At 43.8% G+C, this 24,249-nt stretch carries 25 protein-coding genes; 18 read left to right on the top strand and 7 right to left on the bottom strand.

The features are described 5' to 3' along the window. Window positions 1–74: 74 nt before the first annotated feature. From CI959_RS04710 to CI959_RS04700, 3 genes are all read right to left on the bottom strand, one after another. On the bottom strand, window positions 75–953 hold the full coding sequence (locus tag CI959_RS04710) for a VIT1/CCC1 transporter family protein (protein ID WP_057316374.1): 879 nt from the start codon (window positions 951–953) through the stop codon (window positions 75–77). A 9-nt stretch (window positions 954–962) separates the two neighbouring features. After that, the gene (gene argS, locus CI959_RS04705; protein WP_022192004.1) at window positions 963–2,756 is read right to left on the bottom strand and encodes an arginine--tRNA ligase; all 1,794 of its coding nucleotides are present in this window, start codon (window positions 2,754–2,756) and stop codon (window positions 963–965) included. A 102-nt stretch (window positions 2,757–2,858) separates the two neighbouring features. Then, window positions 2,859–3,131 carry an HU family DNA-binding protein gene (locus CI959_RS04700; protein WP_095231415.1) on the bottom strand — a complete coding sequence of 91 codons (273 nt, stop codon included), beginning with the start codon at window positions 3,129–3,131 and terminating at the stop codon, window positions 2,859–2,861. Window positions 3,132–3,317: 186 nt separating this feature from the next. Between CI959_RS04700 and CI959_RS04695 the strand changes: the two genes are divergently transcribed. Genes CI959_RS04695 through CI959_RS04685 form a run of 3 tightly spaced genes read left to right on the top strand, consistent with a single transcriptional unit; the run spans window position 3,318 to window position 6,006 of the window. Beyond that, window positions 3,318–4,040 (top strand): rhomboid family intramembrane serine protease, encoded by a 723-nt coding sequence (locus CI959_RS04695; protein WP_005859254.1) that lies wholly within the window; start codon window positions 3,318–3,320, stop codon window positions 4,038–4,040. Then, complete coding sequence (locus CI959_RS04690) at window positions 4,021–4,899, top strand: rhomboid family intramembrane serine protease (protein ID WP_012056087.1); 879 nt, start codon at window positions 4,021–4,023, stop codon at window positions 4,897–4,899. The genes CI959_RS04695 and CI959_RS04690 overlap by 20 nt, the downstream gene beginning before the upstream one ends. A 9-nt stretch (window positions 4,900–4,908) precedes the next feature. Further along, on the top strand, window positions 4,909–6,006 hold the full coding sequence (locus CI959_RS04685) for an endonuclease/exonuclease/phosphatase family protein (protein ID WP_009276208.1): 1,098 nt from the start codon (window positions 4,909–4,911) through the stop codon (window positions 6,004–6,006). A 10-nt stretch (window positions 6,007–6,016) separates the two neighbouring features. On the opposite strand, the gene CI959_RS04680 is transcribed toward CI959_RS04685, so the two are convergent. Together CI959_RS04680 and CI959_RS04675 are read right to left on the bottom strand one after the other, a co-directional pair. Continuing rightward, entirely contained in the window at window positions 6,017–6,571 is a 555-nt protein-coding gene (locus CI959_RS04680) for a DUF4468 domain-containing protein (RefSeq protein ID WP_057316375.1), read from the bottom strand. A gap of 20 nt (window positions 6,572–6,591) precedes the next feature. After that, the gene (locus tag CI959_RS04675; protein ID WP_057316376.1) at window positions 6,592–7,566 is read right to left on the bottom strand and encodes a DUF4468 domain-containing protein; all 975 of its coding nucleotides are present in this window, start codon (window positions 7,564–7,566) and stop codon (window positions 6,592–6,594) included. Window positions 7,567–7,738: 172 nt separating this feature from the next. Between CI959_RS04675 and secDF the strand changes: the two genes are divergently transcribed. The 4 genes from secDF (at window position 7,739) to CI959_RS04655 (ending at window position 13,772) form a co-directional block, all read left to right on the top strand. Then, entirely contained in the window at window positions 7,739–10,738 is a 3,000-nt protein-coding gene (secDF, locus tag CI959_RS04670) for a protein translocase subunit SecDF (RefSeq protein WP_012056088.1), read from the top strand. A gap of 98 nt (window positions 10,739–10,836) precedes the next feature. After that, on the top strand, window positions 10,837–11,769 hold the full coding sequence (locus CI959_RS04665; protein ID WP_057316378.1) for a site-specific integrase: 933 nt from the start codon (window positions 10,837–10,839) through the stop codon (window positions 11,767–11,769). A gap of 502 nt (window positions 11,770–12,271) precedes the next feature. Next, window positions 12,272–13,369, top strand: coding sequence for a hypothetical protein (locus CI959_RS04660; RefSeq protein ID WP_057316380.1), 1,098 nt, complete (start codon window positions 12,272–12,274; stop codon window positions 13,367–13,369). A 13-nt stretch (window positions 13,370–13,382) separates the two neighbouring features. Next, window positions 13,383–13,772, top strand: coding sequence for a hypothetical protein (locus tag CI959_RS04655; RefSeq protein WP_057316381.1), 390 nt, complete (start codon window positions 13,383–13,385; stop codon window positions 13,770–13,772). Here the strand turns inward: CI959_RS04655 and CI959_RS04650 are convergent. Both CI959_RS04650 and CI959_RS04645 read right to left on the bottom strand, forming a co-directional pair. Further along, complete coding sequence (locus CI959_RS04650) at window positions 13,769–14,179, bottom strand: N-acetylmuramoyl-L-alanine amidase (protein ID WP_057316382.1); 411 nt, start codon at window positions 14,177–14,179, stop codon at window positions 13,769–13,771. The two genes, CI959_RS04655 and CI959_RS04650, sit on opposite strands and share 4 nt — an antisense overlap. Window positions 14,180–14,351: 172 nt before the next feature. After that, window positions 14,352–14,840 (bottom strand): hypothetical protein, encoded by a 489-nt coding sequence (locus CI959_RS04645; RefSeq protein WP_005859232.1) that lies wholly within the window; start codon window positions 14,838–14,840, stop codon window positions 14,352–14,354. A 131-nt stretch (window positions 14,841–14,971) separates the two neighbouring features. Here CI959_RS04645 and CI959_RS04640 point away from each other — a divergent pair, with 131 nt between their 5' ends. The 11 genes from CI959_RS04640 (at window position 14,972) to CI959_RS04590 (ending at window position 24,249) form a co-directional block, all read left to right on the top strand. Next, window positions 14,972–15,403 carry a hypothetical protein gene (locus CI959_RS04640; RefSeq protein ID WP_009276205.1) on the top strand — a complete coding sequence of 144 codons (432 nt, stop codon included), beginning with the start codon at window positions 14,972–14,974 and terminating at the stop codon, window positions 15,401–15,403. Window positions 15,404–15,534: 131 nt separating this feature from the next. Then, the gene (locus CI959_RS04635; protein ID WP_036617756.1) at window positions 15,535–15,771 is read left to right on the top strand and encodes a hypothetical protein; all 237 of its coding nucleotides are present in this window, start codon (window positions 15,535–15,537) and stop codon (window positions 15,769–15,771) included. Further along, window positions 15,768–17,702 carry a nucleoside-diphosphate sugar epimerase/dehydratase gene (locus CI959_RS04630; RefSeq protein ID WP_057316383.1) on the top strand — a complete coding sequence of 645 codons (1,935 nt, stop codon included), beginning with the start codon at window positions 15,768–15,770 and terminating at the stop codon, window positions 17,700–17,702. The genes CI959_RS04635 and CI959_RS04630 overlap by 4 nt, the downstream gene beginning before the upstream one ends. Window positions 17,703–17,810: 108 nt before the next feature. Further along, window positions 17,811–18,035 (top strand): hypothetical protein, encoded by a 225-nt coding sequence (locus tag CI959_RS04625; RefSeq protein WP_044545775.1) that lies wholly within the window; start codon window positions 17,811–17,813, stop codon window positions 18,033–18,035. Between the two features lie 132 nt (window positions 18,036–18,167). Further along, entirely contained in the window at window positions 18,168–18,428 is a 261-nt protein-coding gene (locus tag CI959_RS04620; protein ID WP_230327231.1) for a nucleotide-binding protein, read from the top strand. A 140-nt stretch (window positions 18,429–18,568) separates the two neighbouring features. Beyond that, a complete protein-coding gene (locus CI959_RS04615) occupies window positions 18,569–20,386 on the top strand; it encodes a Coenzyme F420 hydrogenase/dehydrogenase, beta subunit C-terminal domain (RefSeq protein WP_057316385.1) in 1,818 nt (605 codons plus the stop codon). Window positions 20,387–20,405: 19 nt separating this feature from the next. Beyond that, on the top strand, window positions 20,406–20,639 hold the full coding sequence (locus tag CI959_RS04610) for an acyl carrier protein (RefSeq protein ID WP_057316387.1): 234 nt from the start codon (window positions 20,406–20,408) through the stop codon (window positions 20,637–20,639). Continuing rightward, window positions 20,636–21,613, top strand: coding sequence for a 3-oxoacyl-ACP synthase III family protein (locus tag CI959_RS04605; protein WP_057316389.1), 978 nt, complete (start codon window positions 20,636–20,638; stop codon window positions 21,611–21,613). The genes CI959_RS04610 and CI959_RS04605 overlap by 4 nt, the downstream gene beginning before the upstream one ends. A 45-nt stretch (window positions 21,614–21,658) precedes the next feature. Continuing rightward, entirely contained in the window at window positions 21,659–23,179 is a 1,521-nt protein-coding gene (locus CI959_RS04600) for an amino acid adenylation domain-containing protein (RefSeq protein ID WP_230327230.1), read from the top strand. After that, the gene (locus CI959_RS04595) at window positions 23,172–23,978 is read left to right on the top strand and encodes a GNAT family N-acetyltransferase (RefSeq protein ID WP_057316391.1); all 807 of its coding nucleotides are present in this window, start codon (window positions 23,172–23,174) and stop codon (window positions 23,976–23,978) included. Before CI959_RS04600 ends, CI959_RS04595 begins: the two co-directional genes overlap by 8 nt. A 37-nt stretch (window positions 23,979–24,015) precedes the next feature. Continuing rightward, window positions 24,016–24,249 (top strand): hypothetical protein, encoded by a 234-nt coding sequence (locus tag CI959_RS04590; protein ID WP_008779271.1) that lies wholly within the window; start codon window positions 24,016–24,018, stop codon window positions 24,247–24,249.

The following is a 24,249-nucleotide window of genomic DNA, read 5'->3' as shown; positions in this document are numbered from 1 at the left end:
TAGCTCTAAAAATTCATAGTTATGATTTACTAAACTCATAACTATGAATTTTTCAAAACATAACTATGATTTTTTTAGACATCGATACCCGTAAATTCTTTTAACGCATATCCGATCAAGAAGCTTAATGCGGCCACGCTAAAACTAAGTACTGCCATCTCGGTAAAACGCTTCCGGAAACTCTCGCTTCTCGCTATGGAATAATAATAGTTGAAAAGGGCGATGATGCTTAACGCTATGATGAGCATAAGCCCTAAAGCCATTAATACGTTCGATATAAAGATAAATGGAGCGACCAAGGCGACTACCGTAAAGATATAAGCTATTCCCGTATAGATCGATGCCTTAACAGGATGTTTCCCGTTTTCATTTCCACTCTCGGACTTGGTAGATAGATATTCGGAGGAAGCCATGGATAATGCGGCGGCTATTCCAGTGATGCTTCCGGTCAACGCTATTAATCTAGAGTCGCTCAAGGCAAGGGTAAAGCCAGCTAAAGCACCTGTAAATTCTACCAAAGCGTCATTTAGCCCCAGTACGACAGAACCCATATATTCCAACCGTTCCTCATTGATCAAGGCGATCAACCTCTGCTCATGCTCATCCTCGTCACGTGCGATTTGTTGCAAATCCGGATACTCATCATAAGAGGCGTAATCATTCTTGGCGCTTTCCTCGCTACCTTCCATTAGCTTAATGGCGAAAGTAATCCCCAAGATACGTGCCAACCAGTAGTATTTAGTGACACGTAATTTATTCGGGGAGATCTCTTGCCCCGTATACTTTTTCAGGATCGTATAATGTCCTTTCTCGTCATTCGCTATCTGTAGTAATACTTCCTTGTTGCTTGGATCTTTCTCGATAGCGGCGAGTTGCGTATAGAGAAGGCTCTCCGTGATTTCATTTTGTTGAAATCGAAGGAGAGCCTTTCTTGTTTTCTCGTTTATGTTCATCTTCTATCGTTACATTCTTTCCGGAACCTCGATGCCTAATAAATCCATACCGGATTTCACGATCTTAGCTACATTGGCGGATAAGACTAAACGGAAGTTCTTCAATTCCGGATTCTCTTCGCGAAGGATGGAGAAATCGTGATAGAATTGATTGTATTCCTTTACCAGATCATAAATATAGTTGGCGACACAGGCCGGGCTGTATAGCTTACCTGCCTCTTTCACGATCTCCGCATAATCGGCGATCATTTGGATCAGGTTCTCTTCTTTCTCGGAAATGGCGAAAGTAAGCGGTAACTGCTCCGGTAATACGATGCCCTGTTCCGCCGCTTTGCGCAATACGGAACGGATACGGGCGTAGGTATATTGGATGAATGGTCCCGTATTCCCATTGAAGTCGATAGACTCTTTCGGGTTGAACGTCATATTCTTGCGAGGGTCTACCTTTAATATGAAATATTTCAAGGAGCCAAGACCTACGATTCGGGCGATATTCTCAGCCTCTTCCGGAGTCATCTCGTCCAATTTCCCTAATTCTTGGGAAATCTCACGTGCGGTACTGATCATCTCGGCCATCAAATCATCGGCATCTACGACCGTTCCCTCACGGCTCTTCATCTTACCTTCCGGTAGCTCTACCATTCCGTAGGAGAAGTGGACCAATCCTTTGCCGAACTCGAAGCCTAACTTATCCAATAAGATCGATAATACTTGGAAGTGATAATTCTGCTCGTTCCCTACCACATAGATCATCTTATTGATCGGGTAATCATCAAAGCGCAGCTTGGCGGTACCGATATCCTGCGTCATATAGACGGAAGTTCCATCCGCACGAAGCAATAATTTTTCATCCAGCCCGTCTTTCGTCAAATCAGCCCATACGGAGCCGTCTTCACGGCGATAGAAAATCCCTTTCTCTAGGCCTTCCATCACCTTGCCTTTTCCTTCCAGATACGTTTGAGACTCGTAATAAATCTTATCGAAATCTACGCCCATCATCTTATAAGTCTCGTTGAACCCGGCGTATACCCAATTATTCATCATTTCCCAAAGCGCACGCACCTCTTTGTCTCCGGCTTCCCATTTACGAAGCATCTCACGGGCTTCCGCCATCAAGGTGGATTGAGCCTCGGCTTCTTCCTTGGTAAGGCCTTTCGCTTCTAACGCATGGGTCTCCTCTTTTAATTTGTTGCTGAATAATACGTAAAAGTCACCGATCAGATGGTCACCCTTCTTTCCGGTAGACTCTGGGGTAGCTCCATTTCCCCATTTCTGCCAAGCCAACATGGATTTACAGATATGGATACCACGATCGTTTACGATATTCGTCTTTACGATCTGGTTACCGTTCGCTTTCATGATCTTCGATAAGCTGTATCCTAATAAGTTGTTGCGGACATGGCCCAAGTGAAGCGGTTTATTTGTATTGGGAGAGGAATATTCGATCATAACCAAAGGCGACTGCTCGGTAACCGGAATGATACCGTAAGCGGGCTGCTCATTGATCGAGTTTAGTAAATCGATCCAGCAAGAGCAAGCGACCGTCAGGTTAAGGAATCCTTTGATTACATTAAATTCAGCTACCGCTGGCTCGTTTCTCAACAAGTACTCACCGATTTCCTGAGCGGTCTGCTCCGGAGATTTCTTCGACATGCGAAGGAATGGGAATACGACTAGGGTCAAGTGCCCCTTGAATTCTTTTTTCGTTTTTTGTAACTGCACTTGGCTAGCGGTGACATCCGCTCCGTACAGCTCTTTGATGCCGGCTATGATAGCCCCGGTAATCTGTTGTTCGATAACCATATTCGTCTAACTATAATTCGGATTTTATTTGCACGCGAAGGTACACAAAAAAAGGATACAATTTGCATCGTATCCTTCTTCTATAGAGAATAATGGTGTTTCTTATTTGATTAGCTCGTTCAATTCAGCACCAGCCTTGAACTTCACGGCCTTGTGAGCTGCGATTTCAATGGTTTCTTTAGTTTTCGGGTTAACACCTTTACGAGCGGCCTTCTCTGACACAGAGAATGAACCGAAGCCAAGTAGAGCGACTTTACCGCCTTCTTTTAATTCGTTAGAAACTGTGTCAACAAAAGCTTCTACTGCCTTTTTAGCATCCACTTTGCTGAGACCTGATTTTTCAGCGACTGCACTAATAAATTCTGATTTGTTCATGATGGTTTGACTGTTAATATATTAAACAAAACTATGATAACCGATAGACGGCTCCAAATGTAGTTTTATTTTGAAATATCACAAAAGAAAAACCTACTTTTTTTACCGATTTACATATGTTTTAGTATTATTATGGGCAAAAACGGCTAAAATATATTTACCTTTGCCGCTAAATTAACGTAGTATATGATGAATCAGACAAATTCGGGGTTCTTGAATAGTATCCCGCCGGTAACGAAAAATCTTATCATTATAAACTTGCTATTTTGGGTAGCCAGCCTTGCACTGCCGAAAGTCGGCATCGATTTGGTGGATTTATTAGGGCTTCACTTCCCGGGTGCTACCGACTTCAAGGCTTATCAGATCGTTTCTTATATGTTCATGCACGATACCCATTCGTTCGCGCATGTGTTTTTTAATATGTTCGCCGTTTATATGTTCGGCCGGGTATTGGAGAACGTATGGGGCCCCAAACGTTTCTTGATTTTTTACTTCGTGACGGGTATAGGCGCCGGTTTGGTACAAGAGGTGGTATGGTTCTTTAATTTGCGGGATGTGATCTTCGCTAGCCAAGACATGATAAACTTGAATGGAGCCCAGATTATCAGCAAAAGCGAGTTCTTGAATTATTTCGTGACCATTGGCGCTTCGGGTGCCGTATTCGGAATCTTGTTGGCATTCGCGATGATCTTCCCGAATGTTCCTTTGTACTTGATGTTCATACCGATCCCGATTAAAGCCAAATATTTCGTAATATTTTATGGTCTTGCCGAACTATTTATGGGTGTGGCTAGTTTTGGTGGCGATACGGTAGCGCATTTCGCTCATTTGGGGGGTATGTTATTCGGTTATTTCCTAATTCGTTATTGGAAAAAGAAAGATGCAGACAATGGACGGTATTTTTACTAATTTGAAGCGTATGTTTCAGTCGGGTAATATCCTGTCGAAACTGATATATATAAATGTAGGCTTGTTTATCTTGATACGTTTGGCCAGCGTATTGTTTATGCTCTTTAATGTGCAAGGGGTACCTTTTTTGCAGTATTTGCAGTTACCGGCTTCTCCGGAACTTTTGCTCTTCCGTCCGTGGACGTTGTTTACTTATATGTTCACTCATTTTGACTTCTTGCATATCTTGTTCAATATGCTTTGGTTGTATTGGTTCGGGGGATTGTTCTTGAATTTCTTCAATGAGCGGCAGTTGGGAGGCTTGTATATATTGGGAGGTCTTGCGGGTGCGATATTGTTTGTCCTTGCTTATAATATTTTCCCTTATTTCCAGAACGTGGCTTCTTTTAGCTATTTGATGGGGGCTTCGGCATCTGTTATGGCGATCGTTTTCGCCGTGTCGTTTTACCGGAAGGATTTGGAGATTAATTTATTCTTGATCGGAAGGATCAAATTAATTTATTTGGCTATCTTTACGCTGGTGATCGATTTGTTGGCGATGACTTCTGATAATGCGGGAGGACATATCGCCCATATCGGCGGGGCTTTGTTTGGTATGTGGTTTGCTTCCCGTATTCGTAATGGAAAGGACTTGACCGCTCCAATGAATCGGTTGATCGACTGGTTCGTGAATTTGGGCAAACGGAAACCGAAGATGCGTGTGACTTATAAACGTAACGAAACGGATTATGAGTATAACGCACGCAAACATCAGGAGTCGGTGGATCTAGATACTATACTGGATAAATTGAAACGTTCCGGTTATGAGAGCCTTTCCGCTGAAGAGAAAAAGCGACTTTTCGACGCCAGTAAGAAATAACAGATACTTATGAAAACTCTACGGATTTTTCTTCAATTCTTATTTGTCGTAGCGAATGTGGTGGCTGTCGTGTTGTTGATAGTCTCGGCTTACTCGGATCGGGTGTCTCCTGAGACGAGTATGACGTTATCTTATCTGGGATTAGCCTTTCCAGTCTTATGTGTAGTCAATCTTTGCTTTATTATCTATTGGCTGTTCTTATGGGAATGGAAGTTCTTATTGATCGGCATATTCTCCTTCTTGTTATGTTGGGGTCCCGTGAAACGCTATTTTCCGTTTCACTCGCATAAGGATGTCCCTCGGGAAGAGGTACTGAAGGTGCTGACTTATAATGTGATGGCTTTTGGGTACAAGAATCATACGAAGATAGCTCCGAACAAGATTATCCAATATATCGCTAACTCGGACGCGGATATTGTTTGTTTGCAGGAATATGCCACGGCTAAATCAGAGAAGAGCCTTACTGCCTCTAAGATCTATGATGCGTTGAGCATGTATCCTTATCGTTCTGTATTTTATCAAAGCTCCACGAAATTCCAGAGTTTCGGCATCGCTGTGTTCTCCAAATATCCGCTGTCGAATTCCCGGATGGTGAAATACGATTCGGATTATAACGGCTCTTCCGTACATGAAGTGAACATCAAGGGAAAGAAGTTGACCTTGATTAATAACCATTTGGAATCGTTTAAACTGACGATGGAGGATCGGACCCGTTATTCATCCCTTATAAAGAGCTTTAGCTCGGATGGGTTGGACGATTTGAAAGGAGCGTTCGAGCAAAAGCTAGGACCTGCTTTCCGGATTCGGGCTAAGCAAGCGGAAGCGGTATCAAAAGAGATTAAGAACGCGAAAGGAGATTATGTCTTGGTATGCGGTGACTTTAATGATACGCCTATTTCTTATGCGCACCGTACGATCCAAGGGGATTTGACGGATGCCTTTGCCGAGTCTGGCCGGGGAATGGGCATTACCTATAATCAAAATTTCTTCTGGTTCCGTATCGATAATATCCTGCATTCCCCGAACATGACCTCTATGAATTGTTCCGTGGATAAGGTCGCTTATTCAGACCACTACCCGTTATGGTGTTATCTGAAACTTGAATAAAAGGGTTTCATCACTCGGATTCTGCGTTCTGCGCAGCGTCAAATACGTCGGCGAACAAGTTCTCGACAAAGAAGAAGGTAGCGTTACAGAATAGCTTAGGATCTTTGATCAGCGCTATCGTATTGCTATCCCCATTATTGGCGATTACATCTTCCGCTTTATAGGTCTTGTACTTTTTATCGTTTAGCGGATCATATTGATATACGATATCGCTCGCCTCGATCGTGTACCGGTTGTCGAAGCAGGTGATACGCATTTTATATTTAATGATAGTCTTGTCTGTATCATTCAACAATAATTCAACCTTAGAGCTTACGAAGATGGTCCCTTTGTTCTTGTTCGAGTTTACGTTGGATAAGAAGACATCTTTTCCATAAGATTTCTTAGCCCATGCGTTAATAGCGTTGAATATTTCTAGTTTAGAGGTATTCTCGATCTCTACATCATCGCTATAGCATACCTTCCTGTTTTTCATGGGGGCGCATTCGTCTACCTCGCCTTTATGCCCCTGCGCCATGACTAGCACAGGGAACATCATATATATTAATAATAGAATCTTTTTCATAAATGCAACTCTCTTTTTCGTTATTTGATCCATACATTCGTAATCTCGCCGATTAACATCGTTTGCTGTCCTTCGGAGGTCTCGCCTTGTTTACGGCACTCGATAATAATCCATGGCGCATCGGCAGATGTGCCGGGCTTGGAGAAGGATAATCGATATACATCGTTATTGCCAATCGCTTTATAAGCAGGACTATCTTTGGATATGGAGATTGTACTGATCGTTTTACCGAACATATTGCCTATGCCTTTCCATTCAACGTTTGCGTCGGTCGTATTTCCTTTTACGGCTTTGATTTGTAAAGCGTTGTCCGGTAACATTTGGAGGATCGTGCTAGGTATTTTGTCAGCTTGGAACGCTACGAAACCTTCCATCGGTGCCACAGCTCGTGTTTCCCGTTGCGGAGCGGATACTGGTTCTACCGGTGCGGTTGTCAGCAACTGTGCGCCTAATGTGTTGGTTGCGCTATCGAACGTCTTGTCTGCGAAGTCAATCGTGGCCTTACGGAACTTACCGCTGATACGGTTCAATTTCGTCTTGCTCTTATTCAAGGCATACTCGTCCGTGATCCATTCCTCGGCTAGGTATTTCTCCGGCTCGTTCTGGTAAGACACGTTATATTCATATCGGATGCCCGCAAGTTGCAGGGTACAAGCATGTTCCTTACATTCAATGATAATACGGTATTTCATCATCGCCCGATCGAGGGATAAGGCTGTGCTGGAGAATACTATATATTCTTCTCCGATAATGGCGATCTCGCCTTTTGCCTCATTTTGATAAGCTACTCTACTTTCCTTTGTGTTAAAATTTTCTTGTCCCCATTTTAATAGTTGTTGGTAGATTTGTGCCTTGCTTAAAGAGGGGGCATTAATCTCTCGGGTAAAAACGACTTTACCGTCTGCAACCGGAACGGCCCCTGCCAGATAGTGTTGATCCTCTTGCGCGAATAGCAGGGCGGGGATAAATAACAGAGCGAATAATAACTGTTTCATGGTATATTTTCCTTATTATTTTAGCCCCAAAGATATACATTTGCGTTTGAAATAAACTATGAGCGTGACAAATAATTATACTAATTGCTCTTTATCAAAGAAAAAAAGTCTATATTTGCACCCTGTGAAAAAACGAATATAAATAATGTAATAACATAAACCTAAGATTCAGATGCAAAACAAAGGATTTGTAAAGGTCTTCGCGGTGTTACTTACGCTTGTCTGTTTGTTCTATTTGTCGTTCTCGTTCGTGACGCAACATTACAACAGTAAAGCCGCTGAGTATGCGGGTGGAGATCCTGCGAAAGAGAGTGCTTATTTAGACTCACTATCTACTCAGAAGGTATGGTTAGGCTATACGCTTAAGCAATGCCGTGAAATGGAAATTAGTTTAGGTCTTGACTTAAAGGGCGGTATGAACGTTGTCCTTGAGTTGAACGTGGCGGATGTAATCCGTTCGTTGTCTAACAACAACCAAGACGAGAATTTCAACAAGGCGTTGGATTTAGCTTACGCGCATCAAGCGACTAGCCAAAAAGATTTCATCGACCTTTTCGCTGAGGAGTATAAGAAGTTGGATAGCGGCGCACGTCTTTCCGCTATTTTCAGTACATTCGAGTTAAAAGATAAAATCACGCCCCAGAGCTCTGACGCTCAGGTTGTTTCTGTTTTGAAACAAGAGTTGCAGAGTGCGATTGATAACTCATTCAACGTATTGCGTACTCGTATCGACCGTTTCGGTGTGGTTTCTCCGAACATCCAACGTTTGGAGACAGCGGGTCGTATCTTGGTTGAGTTGCCGGGTGTGAAAGAACCGGAACGTGTTCGTAAGTTGCTTCAAGGTAGCGCTAACTTGGAATTCTGGGAAACTTATAAGTTGCCGGAAATCTATCAACAATTGGTTGCCGCTGATAATGTATTGGCTACTATCCTAAGTAAGGAGACTTCCGCTGATTCTGTAGCTACCGATAATGTTGAGAAAATCGCTGATGCCGCTGATGCGAATGTAAGTGAGGCCGATTCTTTGTTGGCTGAGCTTGGTCAAGATAAAAAAGATACGGAAGCTAATCAAAGCATGGAAGAGTTCGCTAAGCAACATCCATTATTTGCTTTATTGCAGATTAGCCAGTACAACGGTCAGTTGTCTCCGGGTTCGACGGTAGGTATCGCTCAAGCAAAAGATATGGAGAAGATCAGCGAATACCTGAACATGAAACAAGTGAAAGAGGTATTGCCTCGTAACTTGGCTTTAAAATGGGGTGTAAAGGCGATCGATGATAAAGAGCAGTTCTTTGAGTTATATGCCTTGAAGGTAACGAACCGTGACGGAAGTCCCGCTTTAGGTGGTGACGTAGTAACAGATGCTAACGCTGACTTTATGCAACAAGCCGGTCGTTCAGAGCAAATGGTTAACATGGTTATGAATGCCGAAGGCTCTAAGGCTTGGGCTCGTTTGACGAAAGAGAATATCGGTCGCCAGATCGCTATCGTTTTGGATGAGATGGTTTATTCCGCTCCGAACGTAAACGATGAGATCACGGGAGGTCGTTCACAAATCACCGGTCACTTTACACCGGAAGAGGCGAAGGACTTAGCGAACGTATTGAAATCGGGTAAGATGGCTGCTTCCGTACATATCGTTCAAGAAGACGTCGTTGGTCCGTCTTTGGGACAAGAGGCTATCAATGCCGGTGTGATTTCTTTCGTTTTGGCATTGGTGCTGTTGATGGTTTATATGTGCGCATTCTACGGATTGGTACCGGGATTGATCGCCGATGGTGCTTTGGTATTGAACATTTTCTTCACGATGGGTATCCTTGCTTCTTTCCAAGCGGTTCTTACCTTGCCGGGTATTGCCGGTATGGTGTTGACGCTAGGTATGGCAGTCGATGCTAACGTATTGATATATGAGCGTACGAAAGAGGAACTTCGTGCCGGTAAGTCTTTAGGAAAGGCTATCGCCGACGGTTACAGCAATGCGTTCTCCGCTATCTTCGACTCAAACTTGACATCTATCATTACCGGTATCGTATTGTTCTATTTCGGTACGGGTCCTATCCGTGGTTTCGCTACGACGATGATCATCGGTTTGTTCGCTTCATTCCTTACAGCCGTGTTCTTGACTCGTATCGTTTATGAGGCATTGTTAGCGAAAGATAAATTGAAGAACGTGACATTCACGACTTCTCTGACGAAAGACTTGCTGACAAACCCGAAGATCAATTTCTTGGGTGCTCGCAAGGTCGGTTATTTGATTCCGGCCGCTATTATCGTATTGGGTGCTATTTCCATGATGACGATCGGTTTGAATAACGGTATCGATTTCACGGGTGGACGTAACTACGTGATTCGTTTTAATCAAGAGGTGAAGACTGACGATGTTCGTAATATGCTGGACGCTCAGTTAGACGGTTCTGTTAGTGTTATCCAGATCGGTACAGCGGATCAAGTACGTGTGTCTACCAACTATAAGATCAATGATAACGATCCTACGGTAGATCAAGAGATCGAGAATAAATTGTTTGAGGGCGTGAAATCCTTACTTCCGGAAGGAACTACATTAGATGAGTTCACGACTACTTTCATACAGAGTTCGCAGAAGGTGGGTCCTAGCATGGCAGACGATATCAAGAATAGCGCTATCTTAGCGGTAATTTTCGCCATGATCTGTATGGCCGCTTATATCCTGCTTCGTTTCCGTGATGTGTCATTCTCTGTTGGTGCGTTCGCCTCTGTTGCTACGACTACATTGTGTATCATTTCTTTCTATACCTTGTTATGGAAGGTTCTTCCGTTCTCAATGGAGGTAGACCAGACGTTTATCGCAGCTATCTTGACGATTATCGGTTACTCTATCAATGATACCGTGGTTGTATTCGACCGTATCCGTGAGACAATCGCTTTGTATCCGAAGCGTGATCGTTATCAAGTGATCAATGATGCGTTGAACTCTACCTTGTGTCGTACATTTAATACATCATTGACTACGTTGGTGGTTGTATTGTGTATCTTCATCTTGGGCGGTAGCACGATCCGAAGCTTTACGTTCGCTATCTTATTAGGTATCATTATCGGTACATACTCTACTTTGTTCGTCGCTACTCCGATCGCTTACGAGTTGCAGAAGAAGAAGATCAATAAGAAAGCTGCTGCTGAGAAAGCCGGAAAATAATATATTTCTTTAAGGATTTTATGAAGATCCTCTATCTTTCCTGTGTAAACGGAGAGATAGAGGATTTTTTTATGTATTAATTCTTAAGGAGATAAAGTATGAATGAGAATGATTTTGTGGTGGGTGTACTTACGTATATCACCTGCCTGCGTGAGAAAAAGCGTTATTCCACGGCGAAGAGTTATCAAGATGCGTTGAGGTCGTTTAAATGTTTTTGTGGCCGGGAAGAGATTCCTTATGCGTATATTAATCGGGATACACTTTTGCGTTATCAATCTTGGCTGTTGGCCAAGGGATGTGCTCGTAACACGGTATCTACTTATATGCGCCGGATTCGTCACATCTATAATTTAGCGGTAGAGGTGGGTGAGGCTGCCTATATCCCTCATTTGTTTAAGAATGTGTTTACGGGGGTTGAGAGTAAACGTAAAAAGGCGTTGCCTTCGGAAAGCCTGCGCTTGCTGATGACAAGCCCAGTGACAGATCCGCAACAGAAGAGGACTCAATCAGCCTTTTGCCTGATGTTTTTGTTTTGCGGGATGGCTTTCGTAGATTTGGCGCATTTGCGAAAGGAGGATATCAAGGAAGGGATCTTGTCTTATTATCGGCAGAAAAGCGGATCCCTTATACAGGTGGAGATCCCAGCGGAGGCACAAGGGCTGCTGAATGAGTTGGCAGCCGATACAACCGAGGATTCGCCCTATCTGTTTCCATTTTTAGAGGGAATGAAGACCGGTGAGGATGCCTACAAGGAATATAATACCGTATTAGGAGGTTTTAACCGCAGATTGAAAACACTGTCGGAATCCATCGGTATTCGTACTCGGGTTACCTCATACACGATTCGTCACTCTTTCGCCACGACCTTGAAGGAGCAAAACGTACCGATTGAGATGATCAGTGAACTGTTAGGGCATAAATCTATCAAGACTACGCAAATATACTTGAAGAGTTTCTCTTTAGAAAAGCTCTCGATCGTAAACAAACTTTGTTTCGAGAGTGTGTATAATTATGCGCCGAAAGTAGGGTGAAGAAAAGTACGCTACTTGGCGAGTAGCGTTCATTTCATGCCGCAAATGTAGTAAAAAATAACATAACACAAGCAAATATTAGGCTTTGTTTGTGTTTCAACCTTAATTCTCTTTAAATCTTCGTTCTTATTTCTGATGTATAGACATGGCAATAGAAACGAAATGGCCTCGTTATTCCCGAAATCATCACGTTATCCAAAGTAAACTCCATATAACATCATGTAGAGATGGAGCGTGCTCCGTCTCCCACCGCCTGATAGTAACTAAAATACCATTGTAAGGGGATGAAACGGGACACGCTCCGTCTCTACAACTAAGGAATATCCTTTCACTCCTCTTGTTAAGGCTACTCGCCAAGTAGCAGTCAGTTTGGCTACTCGCCAAGTAGCATGAGTATTGAAGGGATGCAAATTTTCAGTAATTCCTTTTTATTTTCACATAAGTGTTTATTTATCAGGGTATTACAAGAATATCTTGGTAAGGCTCTGAATTATCTTCCTCAATGAATATCATGACAAGTAATAGCTCTGATAGAGCTATGGTGCATATACGCAATCGCCGTAGCCAGGAGGCTGTACGCTGGTACGTACTGACGCTTCCTACCGCTGTTGGGGGACGTGATAATATCTATTCGTCAAAAGGATTAGATGCCGAGCTTTCCCGTCGTAAACGTTGTGGGGAACCCTTGTTCGAGTACTTTGCCCCCTCGTATGTCGAGGCTCGCAAGGTGGGAGGCAAGATGGTCAATACGAGGAAGCCTCTTTTATACAACTATGTGTTTATCCATGCTTCGGAGAATGAGATTTTCCGTTTGAAACGTATCATGCCCTTATATAATCTTCTTCCTCGGGTATCCGTGGGCGAACACTCTTATTTTCCTTACCTGTCAGATCATGAGATGGAGACCTTACGCTGGATGGCTGAATCTTATTCCAATGAGCTTCCGGTGTACGTACCGGATAGCGGTCGCTTGCTGAAAGGTGACCGTGTACGTATCACCTCGGGTTCTTTCATGGGGATGGAGGCTGAGGTGGTGGTGCAACCGGGTGGAGGTCATAAGGATGTCATGGTACGTATCCTTGACTGTATGTGGGTTCCTCTATTTGAGGTAAGACAAGGCGAGTATGAGCTGATCGAGTTGAATACGAAAGGCAAGCATGTTTATACCCATTTGGATAACGATCGTTTATCGGAAGGTATGCACAAGGCGTTGGGGCGTTATTATCTCTCGGGCAAATTGGGAAAGGAAGACGAACTTCTGGTTTGTGAGGTGCTGAAGGGCTATGCTTCCCTTCGTGTGGAGACCGACGTGATGCGTTGCAAGGTTTACTCATTACTCCTTCCGGCCTATAAGCTGTTGGATCAGGAAGAGGAGTTTGAACGCTTGTATTCCACCCTACGCAATATGCTTCCATTGGTTAAGGCAGTGAATTCTCGTGCCTTGCTGCTCGTCACGCTTTACGGCTGCACGAATAGCAACCTGTATTACCGTATGGCGCATGAGCTGGTAGATCCCTGGCGTGATGACCCTTCGCCTAAGAGAAGCAAGGCGTTGTTGATACAGCGTTTACACGATTACGATATTTGGCTAAAACATTAAATAGTAGACTGTCATGAGCAAGGAAAGCGAAACTCCCTCCGGTATCCGTTTGATGCTATTGCTGAAAGAACATTTGAGAGAGATCATGAATCGTGAGTGTGCGAATCAGGCCTCGATCCATTTATATTGTACGGGATCTTATTGGGTTGCGTTCGAACGTTCCGCTTATCAATTGCGTCGTGCCTTTCCGGATAGCGAGATCACGCCGATGCGCTTGTACGCTTATCCTTTTCCGGTTGTCATGGTTTCCGTAACGGATCGTTCCCTCCGTTTGTATGAACGAAAACATATAGCTAAGCAGAACGGGGCGGATTACAAGTTACTGACTGTACCTGAACTCTCCGCTCCCGCCTACCAAGCATGGCATTCGAGGGAGGTGAAGGGACTCCCTGCGTTAAACTAATCGGAAAACTCGCTCACTACATTAAAACAGGGACAGGATTTCAACGGGTCCAAGTCCCGATGTCCCACGATCAGGGCTTTGGGGAATCGCTGATGCAATTCACGAAGCAAACCCTGTAGGGCTTCTCGTTGGGCTTCCGTTCGGGTATCCATGGGAGTCTTTCCATCGTTGGCGAGTCCTCCGATATAGCAAACCCCGATACTGTACCGATTGTGGTTCTTACAGTGAGCGCCCACTTGTTCAAGGGGTCTACCGGTCTCGATCGTACCATCGGTCGGGATAACGAAGTGATATCCGCAGCCATTCCAGCCGAGAGAGCGATGCAGACGGTCGATGTCCATCATCCGTAAAGTGCTGCCCTGCCTATTGGCAGAGTAATGCACGATAATCAGCGTGATGGTTCTCATCCGATCCAACCGCTAGCGGCTCCACCGGCGGCACCGGTGATGACCAGTTCGACAATACGGATGATGTAGAGCAAAACGCTCTTCCAATTTGTTTTTTTCATACTTGTAGTCTTTAAATAAATGAATAAAATAAGCTTCATGGTTTAAGAGCCGTATTTCTCAATGGTAGGATTTAGATCTCATCGGGAGATTCTGAGTCTCCTTTCTTCAACGCTGCCAAGTCTACCGTGTCTTTATTCTCCTTTACCGCCTTCAGCGAGGCGGCTTGGATCGCACGGCTGGTTACTAGGTTGAATTCTGCCTTAGAACGTAGGTTCTCGAAGTCTATACCCGGATTGAATAGAATGTTCACTGCCTTGATATTATCGCTGGAGAAGTCCTTGAGTGTAGCGGCCGGCTCGCAGGTGATGGAGATGCTAAAGATTCCTAGTTCGCCGAATTGTACCTTGTAGCCGTTCAGCAATTGTTCCACTAGACATGAGCAGGTGTCGCTTACCACGCCTTTTACCGTGCCGCGTGTGAAAACACCGTTGTGATCTGAGATGTGCTTCACGAAATCATCGAAACTCATCACTTTCGTCACTTGGTTCTTGGCGTACGCCTGTTCCTTTGCGGTCTCATCCAGTGGACTTTTCCACATGTAAGTTGAATAATTAATCATACTTCTTTTTTAAAAGATTAAACTTATTGTTGACAATGCGAAAGTACAACCCCCGGATAGCGAAATCAAATCCGTTGATAACCGTTGACAAACTGTTTACTTTTCATTGACAAACGATTCATATATACCTTATGTCTGATATAACGATTACCATACACGGCGGCAATAACCAGATACTCCCCAACGCTACGGAAGCCATCCAGAACTTCTATGTGGGAGAATATTGCGGGGAGACCTCCCAAGAAGAGGGGGACGGTAGATCTGGTCTCATGCCTGAAACGATCCGTTTTCGTGCCTATATAAATAAAGAAGAGGATCTGGAACGCTATCTTGCGCAGATCGTCGAGTGCCGGACGGTTACCGAGTTGGCCCAAGTCATTCTGGTCATGCAAGAGAACGAGCCGAAAATAACCCCCGAGGAGATGGTCAAAGAGCGTTTCATCCGCCTCTTTCTACCCATCACCCCCCGAATCACGAAGGGTAAAAGCGTCAGCAACATCCGTGCCCGTATCAACGATGCGTGGAGCAGTCGTCTCAGACACCGTTCAACTGGCCGTTTTTGAGAAGATATACTGCATATGCCCGAGGATATATACTGCGTTAGGCAATTGATATATACTTCACAGGGCAATTCATATATACCTCGTTTTCCAAGGGAAACGAAAAGTGATAACCTTACTGAAAAAATTACGATATGACAGAAAACCATGAGCGGGCGGAACAAGCACGTTTCGTCTTCCATATCTACGGTTGCAATGTGCAGATCCTGCCCAATGCAACCCATGCGATCCAAATCATCCACCAGGGTGATGGTACGATCTTGCGGACGGAAAGCTGTATTACGCCCGCCGCTTCGGGACGCCACGAGTCACAGGCACCGCCGTTGGGAAAAGTTAGGGCATTGAATATAAAACAAACAAAATACAAATGATGGATTTTCATAAGGGCAGATGGCGATTGGCCTTAGGCCGTCTGGTGAATTTGCGGTATATCAACCGTTGGATCATTTTTAGTGCGGACCTTTTCGTCTCGCTCTCCGTATCGTTGCTGGGCGTACTAGGAATGTTCTCCATTCTGCATATACGTATTGGAGAGTCTGATGTGCTGAAAGTGGGCCTCTCCTCATTTGTGGCCAGTATCGTTTCGTTCTTGCTGTTCAAAGCATATCATGGGGTTATTCGCCATTCCACGCTGCGTGGCTTGTGGCGGATCGGTGGTGCTGCGATCGGCAAGTCGCTCTTGATGTTCCTGCTGCTTTGGCTGTTGAAAGCCCGTTTCAGCCCTTCTATCTATTGGTTGGGTGGAATCATGGATAGTACGTTGACGATCGTGATGTTGGTCACGTTGCGTGTCTTCGTGATCAATGTCTATAACAGCGTCCTCCTGCAACTCGGCAAGAAACGCAAGCGGGTACTGGTCTTTGGCACGGAGGAGGAAAGCGTGATGATCGCCACATCGGCTAACCGTCAGGTATTCATGCAGAATTATAGCATCATGGGCTTCCTTTCCTTTGGTAATTCCAAGAAAAGCATCCGGATCGCGGAGTTGCCGGTCTACCAGATCGAGAACGTGGAGGATCTGTATCGCTTGATCCCTCGCAACAGCTTGGATGGCGTTCTCTTCCCCAATATAAAGGTTGCCCATCAGGAGCGTGACCGTTTGATCCGTTATTGCGAGCAGGCCTCTTTGAAGACATTGGTAGTTCCGGAGATGGAGGAGCTACGTGGAGGTGAGGCGAAGCGTTCCGTTCGAGAGATCCGTATCGAGGATTTGCTAGGTCGTGAGGAGATCCATATCAATCTGGATGAGATCGGCAATCTGTTGGAAGGGAAGACCGTGCTTGTCACGGGAGCCGCCGGCAGTATCGGTAGCGAGATCTGTCGCCAGCTGGCTCATTTCCCGATTAAGAAGTTGGTTTGTTTCGACTCCGCTGAGACTCCGATGCATAATCTCCGTCTGGAATTGGAAGAGAAATACAGGGGACTGAACTTTGTCCCGGTGATCGGCGATGTTCGCAGCCCGGACCGTGTGGATTATATGTTCCGCAATTGGCACCCCCAAGTGGTGTTCCATGCGGCGGCCTACAAGCATGTCCCCTTGATGGAAGAGAACCCCTGCGAGGCGATCCGAACAAACGTGTTCGGTACTCGTGTGATGGCAGATGCCGCTGTAAGCTATGGCGTGGAGAAATTTGTGATGATCAGTACAGATAAGGCGGTGAACCCCACGAACATCATGGGATGTAGCAAACGCTTGGCCGAGATCTACGTACAGAGTCTGAGCCTTGCGATTGAGCGAGGAGAGGTGAAAGGCGAGACGCGTTTCATTACGACTCGCTTTGGCAATGTCTTAGGTAGTAATGGTTCGGTTATCCCCCGTTTCCGTGAACAAATCGCTCAAGGAGGCCCAGTGACGGTCACCCATCCCGATATTATCCGTTACTTCATGACCATCCCGGAGGCTTGTCGTCTGGTATTAGAGGCCGGTACGATGGGTAAGGGCGGTGAGATCTTCATCTTCGACATGGGAGAACCGGTGAAGATAGCGGATTTGGCGAAGCGCATGATTGAGCTGTCCGGATTGCAGGTAGACAAGGATATCGAGATTAAGTATACTGGTCTCCGCCCCGGCGAGAAATTGTATGAAGAGCTACTGAACAACAAGGAGAACACGAAAGAGACTCCTCACGAGAAGATTCGGGTGGCAGCGGTTCGTGAGTACGACTATAAGGATGTGATAACACATATCCATGTATTAATCGAATTATCCCTTCGTGTCCAGATCCTCCCGATGGTAAAGGAGATGAAAGCCTTCGTGCCTGAGTTCAAGAGCCAGAATTCTCGGTTTGAGGAGTTGGATTGAGGAAGGAATATTTCAAGGAGAAATGTTTGTGGTAAAAGGAATTGACTATATTTTCATACATTCAATTTGATATGCAAGCATCTATTTTGGATGAATAAACAAAAGAATATGGAAGCGACAGTATTTTATCCCGTGCAACAATATTTGTTGAAGTTTTTTGCTTTTGATGGCTCGGAGGAAAAGCTATTAGAGATGAAAGCGGTTTTGACGAAATATTTTTCGCAAAAATTGGACAAACGTTTGGATGAGTTATGGGATTCGAGAGGTCTCAATCAGGAGAAGCTTGACGAGCTGAGGACAATACACCTTCGTACAGATTTGAACGATGAGTAAAATCGTATTGGATACGAATAGTTTGATTCAAAGTATTCCGAGTAGAAACCGATATCATTGAATATGGCAGTCGTTCTTAGATGACGCAAATGAATTATGTGCATCTGAAAGATCCTTGATGAAAATGAAGAAATGTTAGAGCAACTGACGGGAAAAGAGATGACTAAACTAACCTTAGATGTTATTTTGAACAATCTATATATCAGCATCCTTACTCCTTATTATAAGTTTAATTTGATAAAATCAGATCCGAATGACAATAAATTCTTGAATTATGCTGTTATCGTAAATGCAAAGTTTATTATGACGGAGGATCGTCATTTTGTCGCCGACACTGTCTGGAAGAACAAACAATCACAACTTAAGGCAATCAATACCATCTTGTCGTTATAGGATGACAATGTACCATGTCTTTGCTATTGCTGAATAGTTACATATAACCCCTTTATTGTGAAATAAAATTAAAAATATTTCATTTTAGGTTTTTGTAGGTTTAAAATGACTGTTTACGTTCGATATAAATTATATTATAAATGATTCAAATTACAGATAAAAGTAAATGCTGTGGCTGCAATGCTTGTGGTGATGTATGTACCCATAAGGCTATTACTTTCAAGACCGATATAGAGGGATTTTGGTATCCGGAAGTTGATAAAAATAAATGTACAGATTGTGGTCTTTGTGAAAAGATCTGCCCCAATCTGCACTCTGAAGAGCTAAAGAAAAATGATTTTGAGATTCCTGCGTGCTATGCCGCCGTACATAAGAATATTGAGGTACGTTTCGACAGTACTTCCGGTGGAACATTCACGGCCCTTGCCGAATACGTTTACAAGCAAGGCGGCTACGTGGGTGGTGCGGTCTATAATGAAGACTGGTCAGTGTCTCAGTTCCTTTCAGCTGATAAGATCGACTTGCCTCGTTTGCGCTCTAGCAAATACCTTCAGAGTCGTTTCGATGGATTTTATATCACTGTTCGTGAAGCCTTGAAGACTGGCAAGCCTGTACTTGTTTGTGGAGGCCCATGTCAGATGGCAGCCCTACGCGGCTTCCTGCACAAACCTTATGATAACTTGATTTTGGTGGATTATATCTGTAGGGGTATAGCCTCGCCGTTGTTTTTTCGGAAGTACATAGAATATCTGGAAAACAAGCATCATTCAAAGGTAGTCTATTTTAAAGCTAAAAACAAGGAGTTAGGATGGCGTAAGCATACTTTTAAGGTCCTCTTTGAGAATAGAGATGTCGAATATCAAACGTTGGAGAACAATCCGTGGCGTATTCTGAATTATGTCGTTCCTGAGGTATGCCGACCGAGTTGCTTTGAATGTCCCTTCAAGGGTTTTCCTAGAACTACCGACATCACTATAGGTGATTTATGGGCTGATAAAAAGTATATTCCCAAAGAATTTGATAATGATTTGGGAACGTCCGTAGTCTTTGTACATAGCAAAAAAGGCGCTGACTTGATACAGAATATAAAAACGCTGAAAAAGCAGGACTTCCCTCTAGACAAGGCCATAGCAGGAAATTGCCATTTAATGAAGCCTTTGTGCCATTCTAGTCATGACAGGGATGCGTTCTATGCTATCCTCAATGAATCACTGGATGCCTGTATCAAGAAGTACTTGCCTCATTTTGGAGTAGAACAGCTTAGCGTCAAGGAAAAACTAAAAAATTTGGTACGCTTTTTTTTGAATGTAAAAAGAGTCTCTGGCTGGAGCCTTGGCACATGGTTGAAAAATTTTCGATATAATTTTTTTTGTGAGCAAGTAAAAGGAAATGTTTTGGAAGGAAAATACTTCATCATAAATAAGTATTGCACTATAGTTCTAGAATCTAAAGCACAACTGATATTGAATGCGCCTTTCTATTTTGGAAATAAGCGCATCAAAGGCTCTCGTTTGGATAGTAGGCTCTTAATAGAAAGCGGTGGAAGGATGGAGATTAAATATGGATCCTATAATGTTGCGTATGGTGCCGATATTGAAGTGTTTCAAAACGCTATTTTAGAAATAGGTGGCGAGTTGGGTGCGAATATAGGCTTGACAATCATATGCGCTGACCATATTTCTATCGGACAGCATACCGGATGTGGACGAAATGTCACTATCCGCGATAATAATGGGGAACATTTTATATCGATTCGTGGATATAAAACCTCCTCTCCCGTTACTATTAAAGAACATGTATGGTTAACGGAAAGTTGCACGGTGATGCCTGGGGCGGTAATCGAGCCAGGTGCCATAATCTCTGCACGTTCGGTGGTTTCCGGTCACATACCTGCTTTCAGTATAGTGAAAGGTGATCCAGCTGTGGTAGTAGAAAAAAATATTGTTTGGAAGGGTTAGATTTAAAAATACTTGATATATGGAATTAAAAGATTTTATTGGCAAATTTGTTTCCCAATTCGAAGAGGAAGATCCTGCTATTTTTGAAGCTGATTTGGATTTTCATGAGCTGGATAGTTGGTCATCGCTGACAAGTCTTGGTGTCGTGGCGATGGTCTATCAGGAATATGGTGTGGAGCTGGACACCCAAGACGTGCGTAATGCCGATACAATTGAGGATCTTTTCAATATCGTAAAAGAAAGAAAGGCATGAAAACAATCATACCAGATGTCTTTATCCGCAGTATTGCAAGCTGGCTACCGAGTAATAAGATTCCCTTGTCTTCTTTCGCCGAGCAATATGGTGAAAAAGAGACAAGAGATGTTATCCGCACAACAGGTGTTGAATGGGTTTACAGAACCGATGCGAATCAGAAATCATCCGATTTGTGCTTCAACGCTGCCGAATATCTAATCAGTAAGGATAACATCGGCAGAGAGAGCATAGATGGCTTGGTTGTATTGACTGTGACTCGTGATTGGGCGCTCCCTGATACTTCTGTCTATCTCCAGCATAAATTAGGATTGAAGAATGAGACCGTTTGCTTGGATATTAATTATGGTTGTACCGGTTATATCTATGGTTTGATGCAAGCAGCCATGTGGATACATAGTGGATTATGTCAGAATGTTTTAGTTCTTGGAGGTGATATGCTGAAGAATTGTCTTGACCCTAAAGCTGTTGGTAGTATTGATGCGAGCGATATAGGTACTGCTTCACTGATTTCAAAAGGAACAACAGGCATGGCCTTCCATCTCTGTTCAGATGGTGCGAGATACGATCGGATCATGATGCCCCATGGTGGATATATATGCCAAGATGGAATGGGGGTTTTCTCATTTAGTATAGTGAACGGTCCTAAAAGCATTCGCGCTGTGATGGATTTGATGAAATGGGAGGATTCAGATGTGGATATATATGCGTTGCATCAATCCAATCAGTTGGTTATTAAGAATGTTAGAATGGCATTGAAGTCAAGTCAAGAGAAATTTCCAGTGAACATGAAGGAATTTGGTAACTCAAGTAGCTCCACTATCCCCAATTTGTTATGTGATCTTTATGGATTGAACAAGGCAAACCGTCCGAGGCATGCCGTTTTTTGTTCCTATGGCGCTGGCCTTACGTGTGGAAGTGTTGCTCTGGATCTTTCCAAAACTCATTTCTATGAACCGCTGAATAAACAGTGATCGATCCATTACTCGTAAGAATCGAAAAATATTTATTAGATAGTTATGATGAAGATTAATCTCATTGAGTACTTTGAGGAGAGCGTACAGCGATGTCCTCAAAAGACTGCGGTGATAGACCGTGACCGTACCATAACCTTTTCCGAACTTCGTGGAAAGGCTTTGGTGCTTGCCTCTGCCATCGGATGTATCAAGCGCCCCGCGGCTGTGTTCTTGAACAAGAGTATCGAGAGTGTGTATGCGGATTTGGCGATTATTTATTCTGGTAATTTTTATATGAACTTGGATGTGAGGTACCCTGCGGAACGTCTCAAGAACATCTTGGATTTGGTTTGCCCCGGTGTCATCATCACCAATAATCAATACTTGAAAAGTATCGTTAGTGTCATTCCGTCCGATGTTCAAGTGATTAATTTAGACGGGATGGATTTTACACAACAGGTGGACGAATCCGCTATTTTCACCAATCTTGGGAAGTTGATTGACACCGACCCGTTGTGTATCATCAACACTTCCGGCTCTACGGGAACACCCAAGGGAGTGGTACTTAACCATAAGAGTTTCTTTGATTTTACCGAATGGGCGTTGGATACGTTCAAATTTGACGATAACGAACTGATGGGCTCCTTGTCACCATTGGTGTTTGATATCTACAGCTTCGAGTTGTGCATGCTGATGGCCAAGTCAAGTACCCTTGTTGTCATTCCCGAACACTTGTCGGCCTTCCCTGCTTCTATTCTGAAAATATTAGAGGAACACAAGGTTACTTTCTTGTTCTGGGTACCCACCATTATGGTGAACATAGCCAATATGGACTTGCTTTCCTCCATTCAGTTGCCCGCATTAAAGACTGTATGGTTTGCAGGCGAGGTATTTCCTACCAAGCAGTTCAACTACTGGCGCAAGATGTTGCCTCAGACGACGTTTGCCAATCTGTATGGTCCTATCGAGATTACGCTTGATTGTACCTGTTTCATCGTCAACCGGGAAATTAAGGACGAGGAGTCTATTCCCATCGGATTCCCTTGCCGCAACACGGATATCCTTATTCTGGATGCGGACAACAAGCTGGTGGCAGAAGCCGGCAAAGAAGGTGAACTCTGTGTACGTGGCACTTCGTTGGCTATGGGCTATTACAACAATCCCGAAAAGACTGCGTCTGCCTTTGTGCAGAATCCTCTGAACCATGCTTATCCTGAAACAATCTATCGCACGGGCGATGTCGTGGTTATCAACGAGCGTGGTGAGATCGTTTTCAAAGGCAGAAAGGATACGCTGATTAAGCATATGGGCTATCGTACAGAGTTGGGCGAGATAGAGCACATCATCATCAACAAGCTCAAGCTGGTGAAGAACGGATGTGTGGTTTATAACTTCTCCAAGAAAGAGATCACCCTGTTCTATGAATCGCCTGAGGAGATCACTCCGGCAGAGTTTCGTAAACGTATAGGACAGGAGTTACCGAAATATATGCTGCCCACTGTGTATCATCATCTCGATGAGTTGCGACGTAATACGAACGGTAAGATTGACCGCCTGTTCTATAACAACCAAGTCAATGGATAAGATAGATTCACTTGATAAGATTAATGCCCTTGTGAGCGATATTCGTTCTTTGCGTAAGGGCTATCTGACCAATTTCTTCTTGGATAGGAAGAAGCACTCTCTATGGATAGAGAAAGGGGAACTCTTTTACGTATCCTTCCCTGACTGCTATTTTTTGCTCCATCTGACTAACTCGGTCAACAATCTGTTCTTCATTACCACAACCTCACAACAGTTGGCAGAAAACTTGAAAGCCTTTCTGCCAATATTTGCCGAGCAAATGGTCGTGGACATTGTAGGTGATGCAAAGATCGTGGATTTGAAAGATGTGTTTGTAGAGCAAGGCTTCAGCGTGTATGAGCAGCTCTACCGTATGAACCGTATCGGAACTCTGGAATTTAAAGAGATCGATACCCCCAATGTTTGCTTTGCGGAAGATGTCGATGCTCAAGTGGTGTTAGATATGCTTCACTCTTACTTTGATCCTTTGTCCGAACAGTTGCCCAGTTATGAGGAAATACTGTATTTTATATCGCAGAAGAGCGTTCTTGTATATAAGGAAGCAGGTAAGGTGTATGGATTCGTTATCTTTGAATTGAACGGGCAGACCTTATATCTGCGTTATTGGTTTGTCTTGCCCGAATACCGGGATTTAAAGATTGGTTCCCGATTGTTCAATGAATTTATGCGAGCTGGCCACGCCACCAAGCGTCAACTCTTTTGGGTGATAGCTAGTAATGAAAATGCCATTAAACGTTACCGTCATTACGGCTTTGAAGTAGAGAGACTTTATGATTATGTATTAATTAGAAATAAATAAGGGTATATAATTGCCAAGATTAAAGGAGAAAAAGATTATGAGAGAGAAAATTATTTCGATTTTGAGTGAGTTACGTCCCGAGTTCGATTTCAGCGAGCCTGTAAACTTTATAGAGGAAGGTATGCTTGATTCCTTCGATATAGTGACGCTGGTCGATACTCTCGACACCGAATATGATATCGTCATTGATGGTATTGACATCATTCCCGAAAATTTTGACAGCCTGGATAGTATTGTGAGGTTACTGCAGAAGAACGGGGTGAACGAATGA

Origin of the sequence: Parabacteroides sp. AT13, assembly GCF_002272965.1 — a bacterium.
GTDB classification, from domain to species: Bacteria; Bacteroidota; Bacteroidia; order Bacteroidales; family Tannerellaceae; genus Parabacteroides; species Parabacteroides distasonis.
This window is presented reverse-complemented; position numbering and strand designations above follow the sequence as displayed.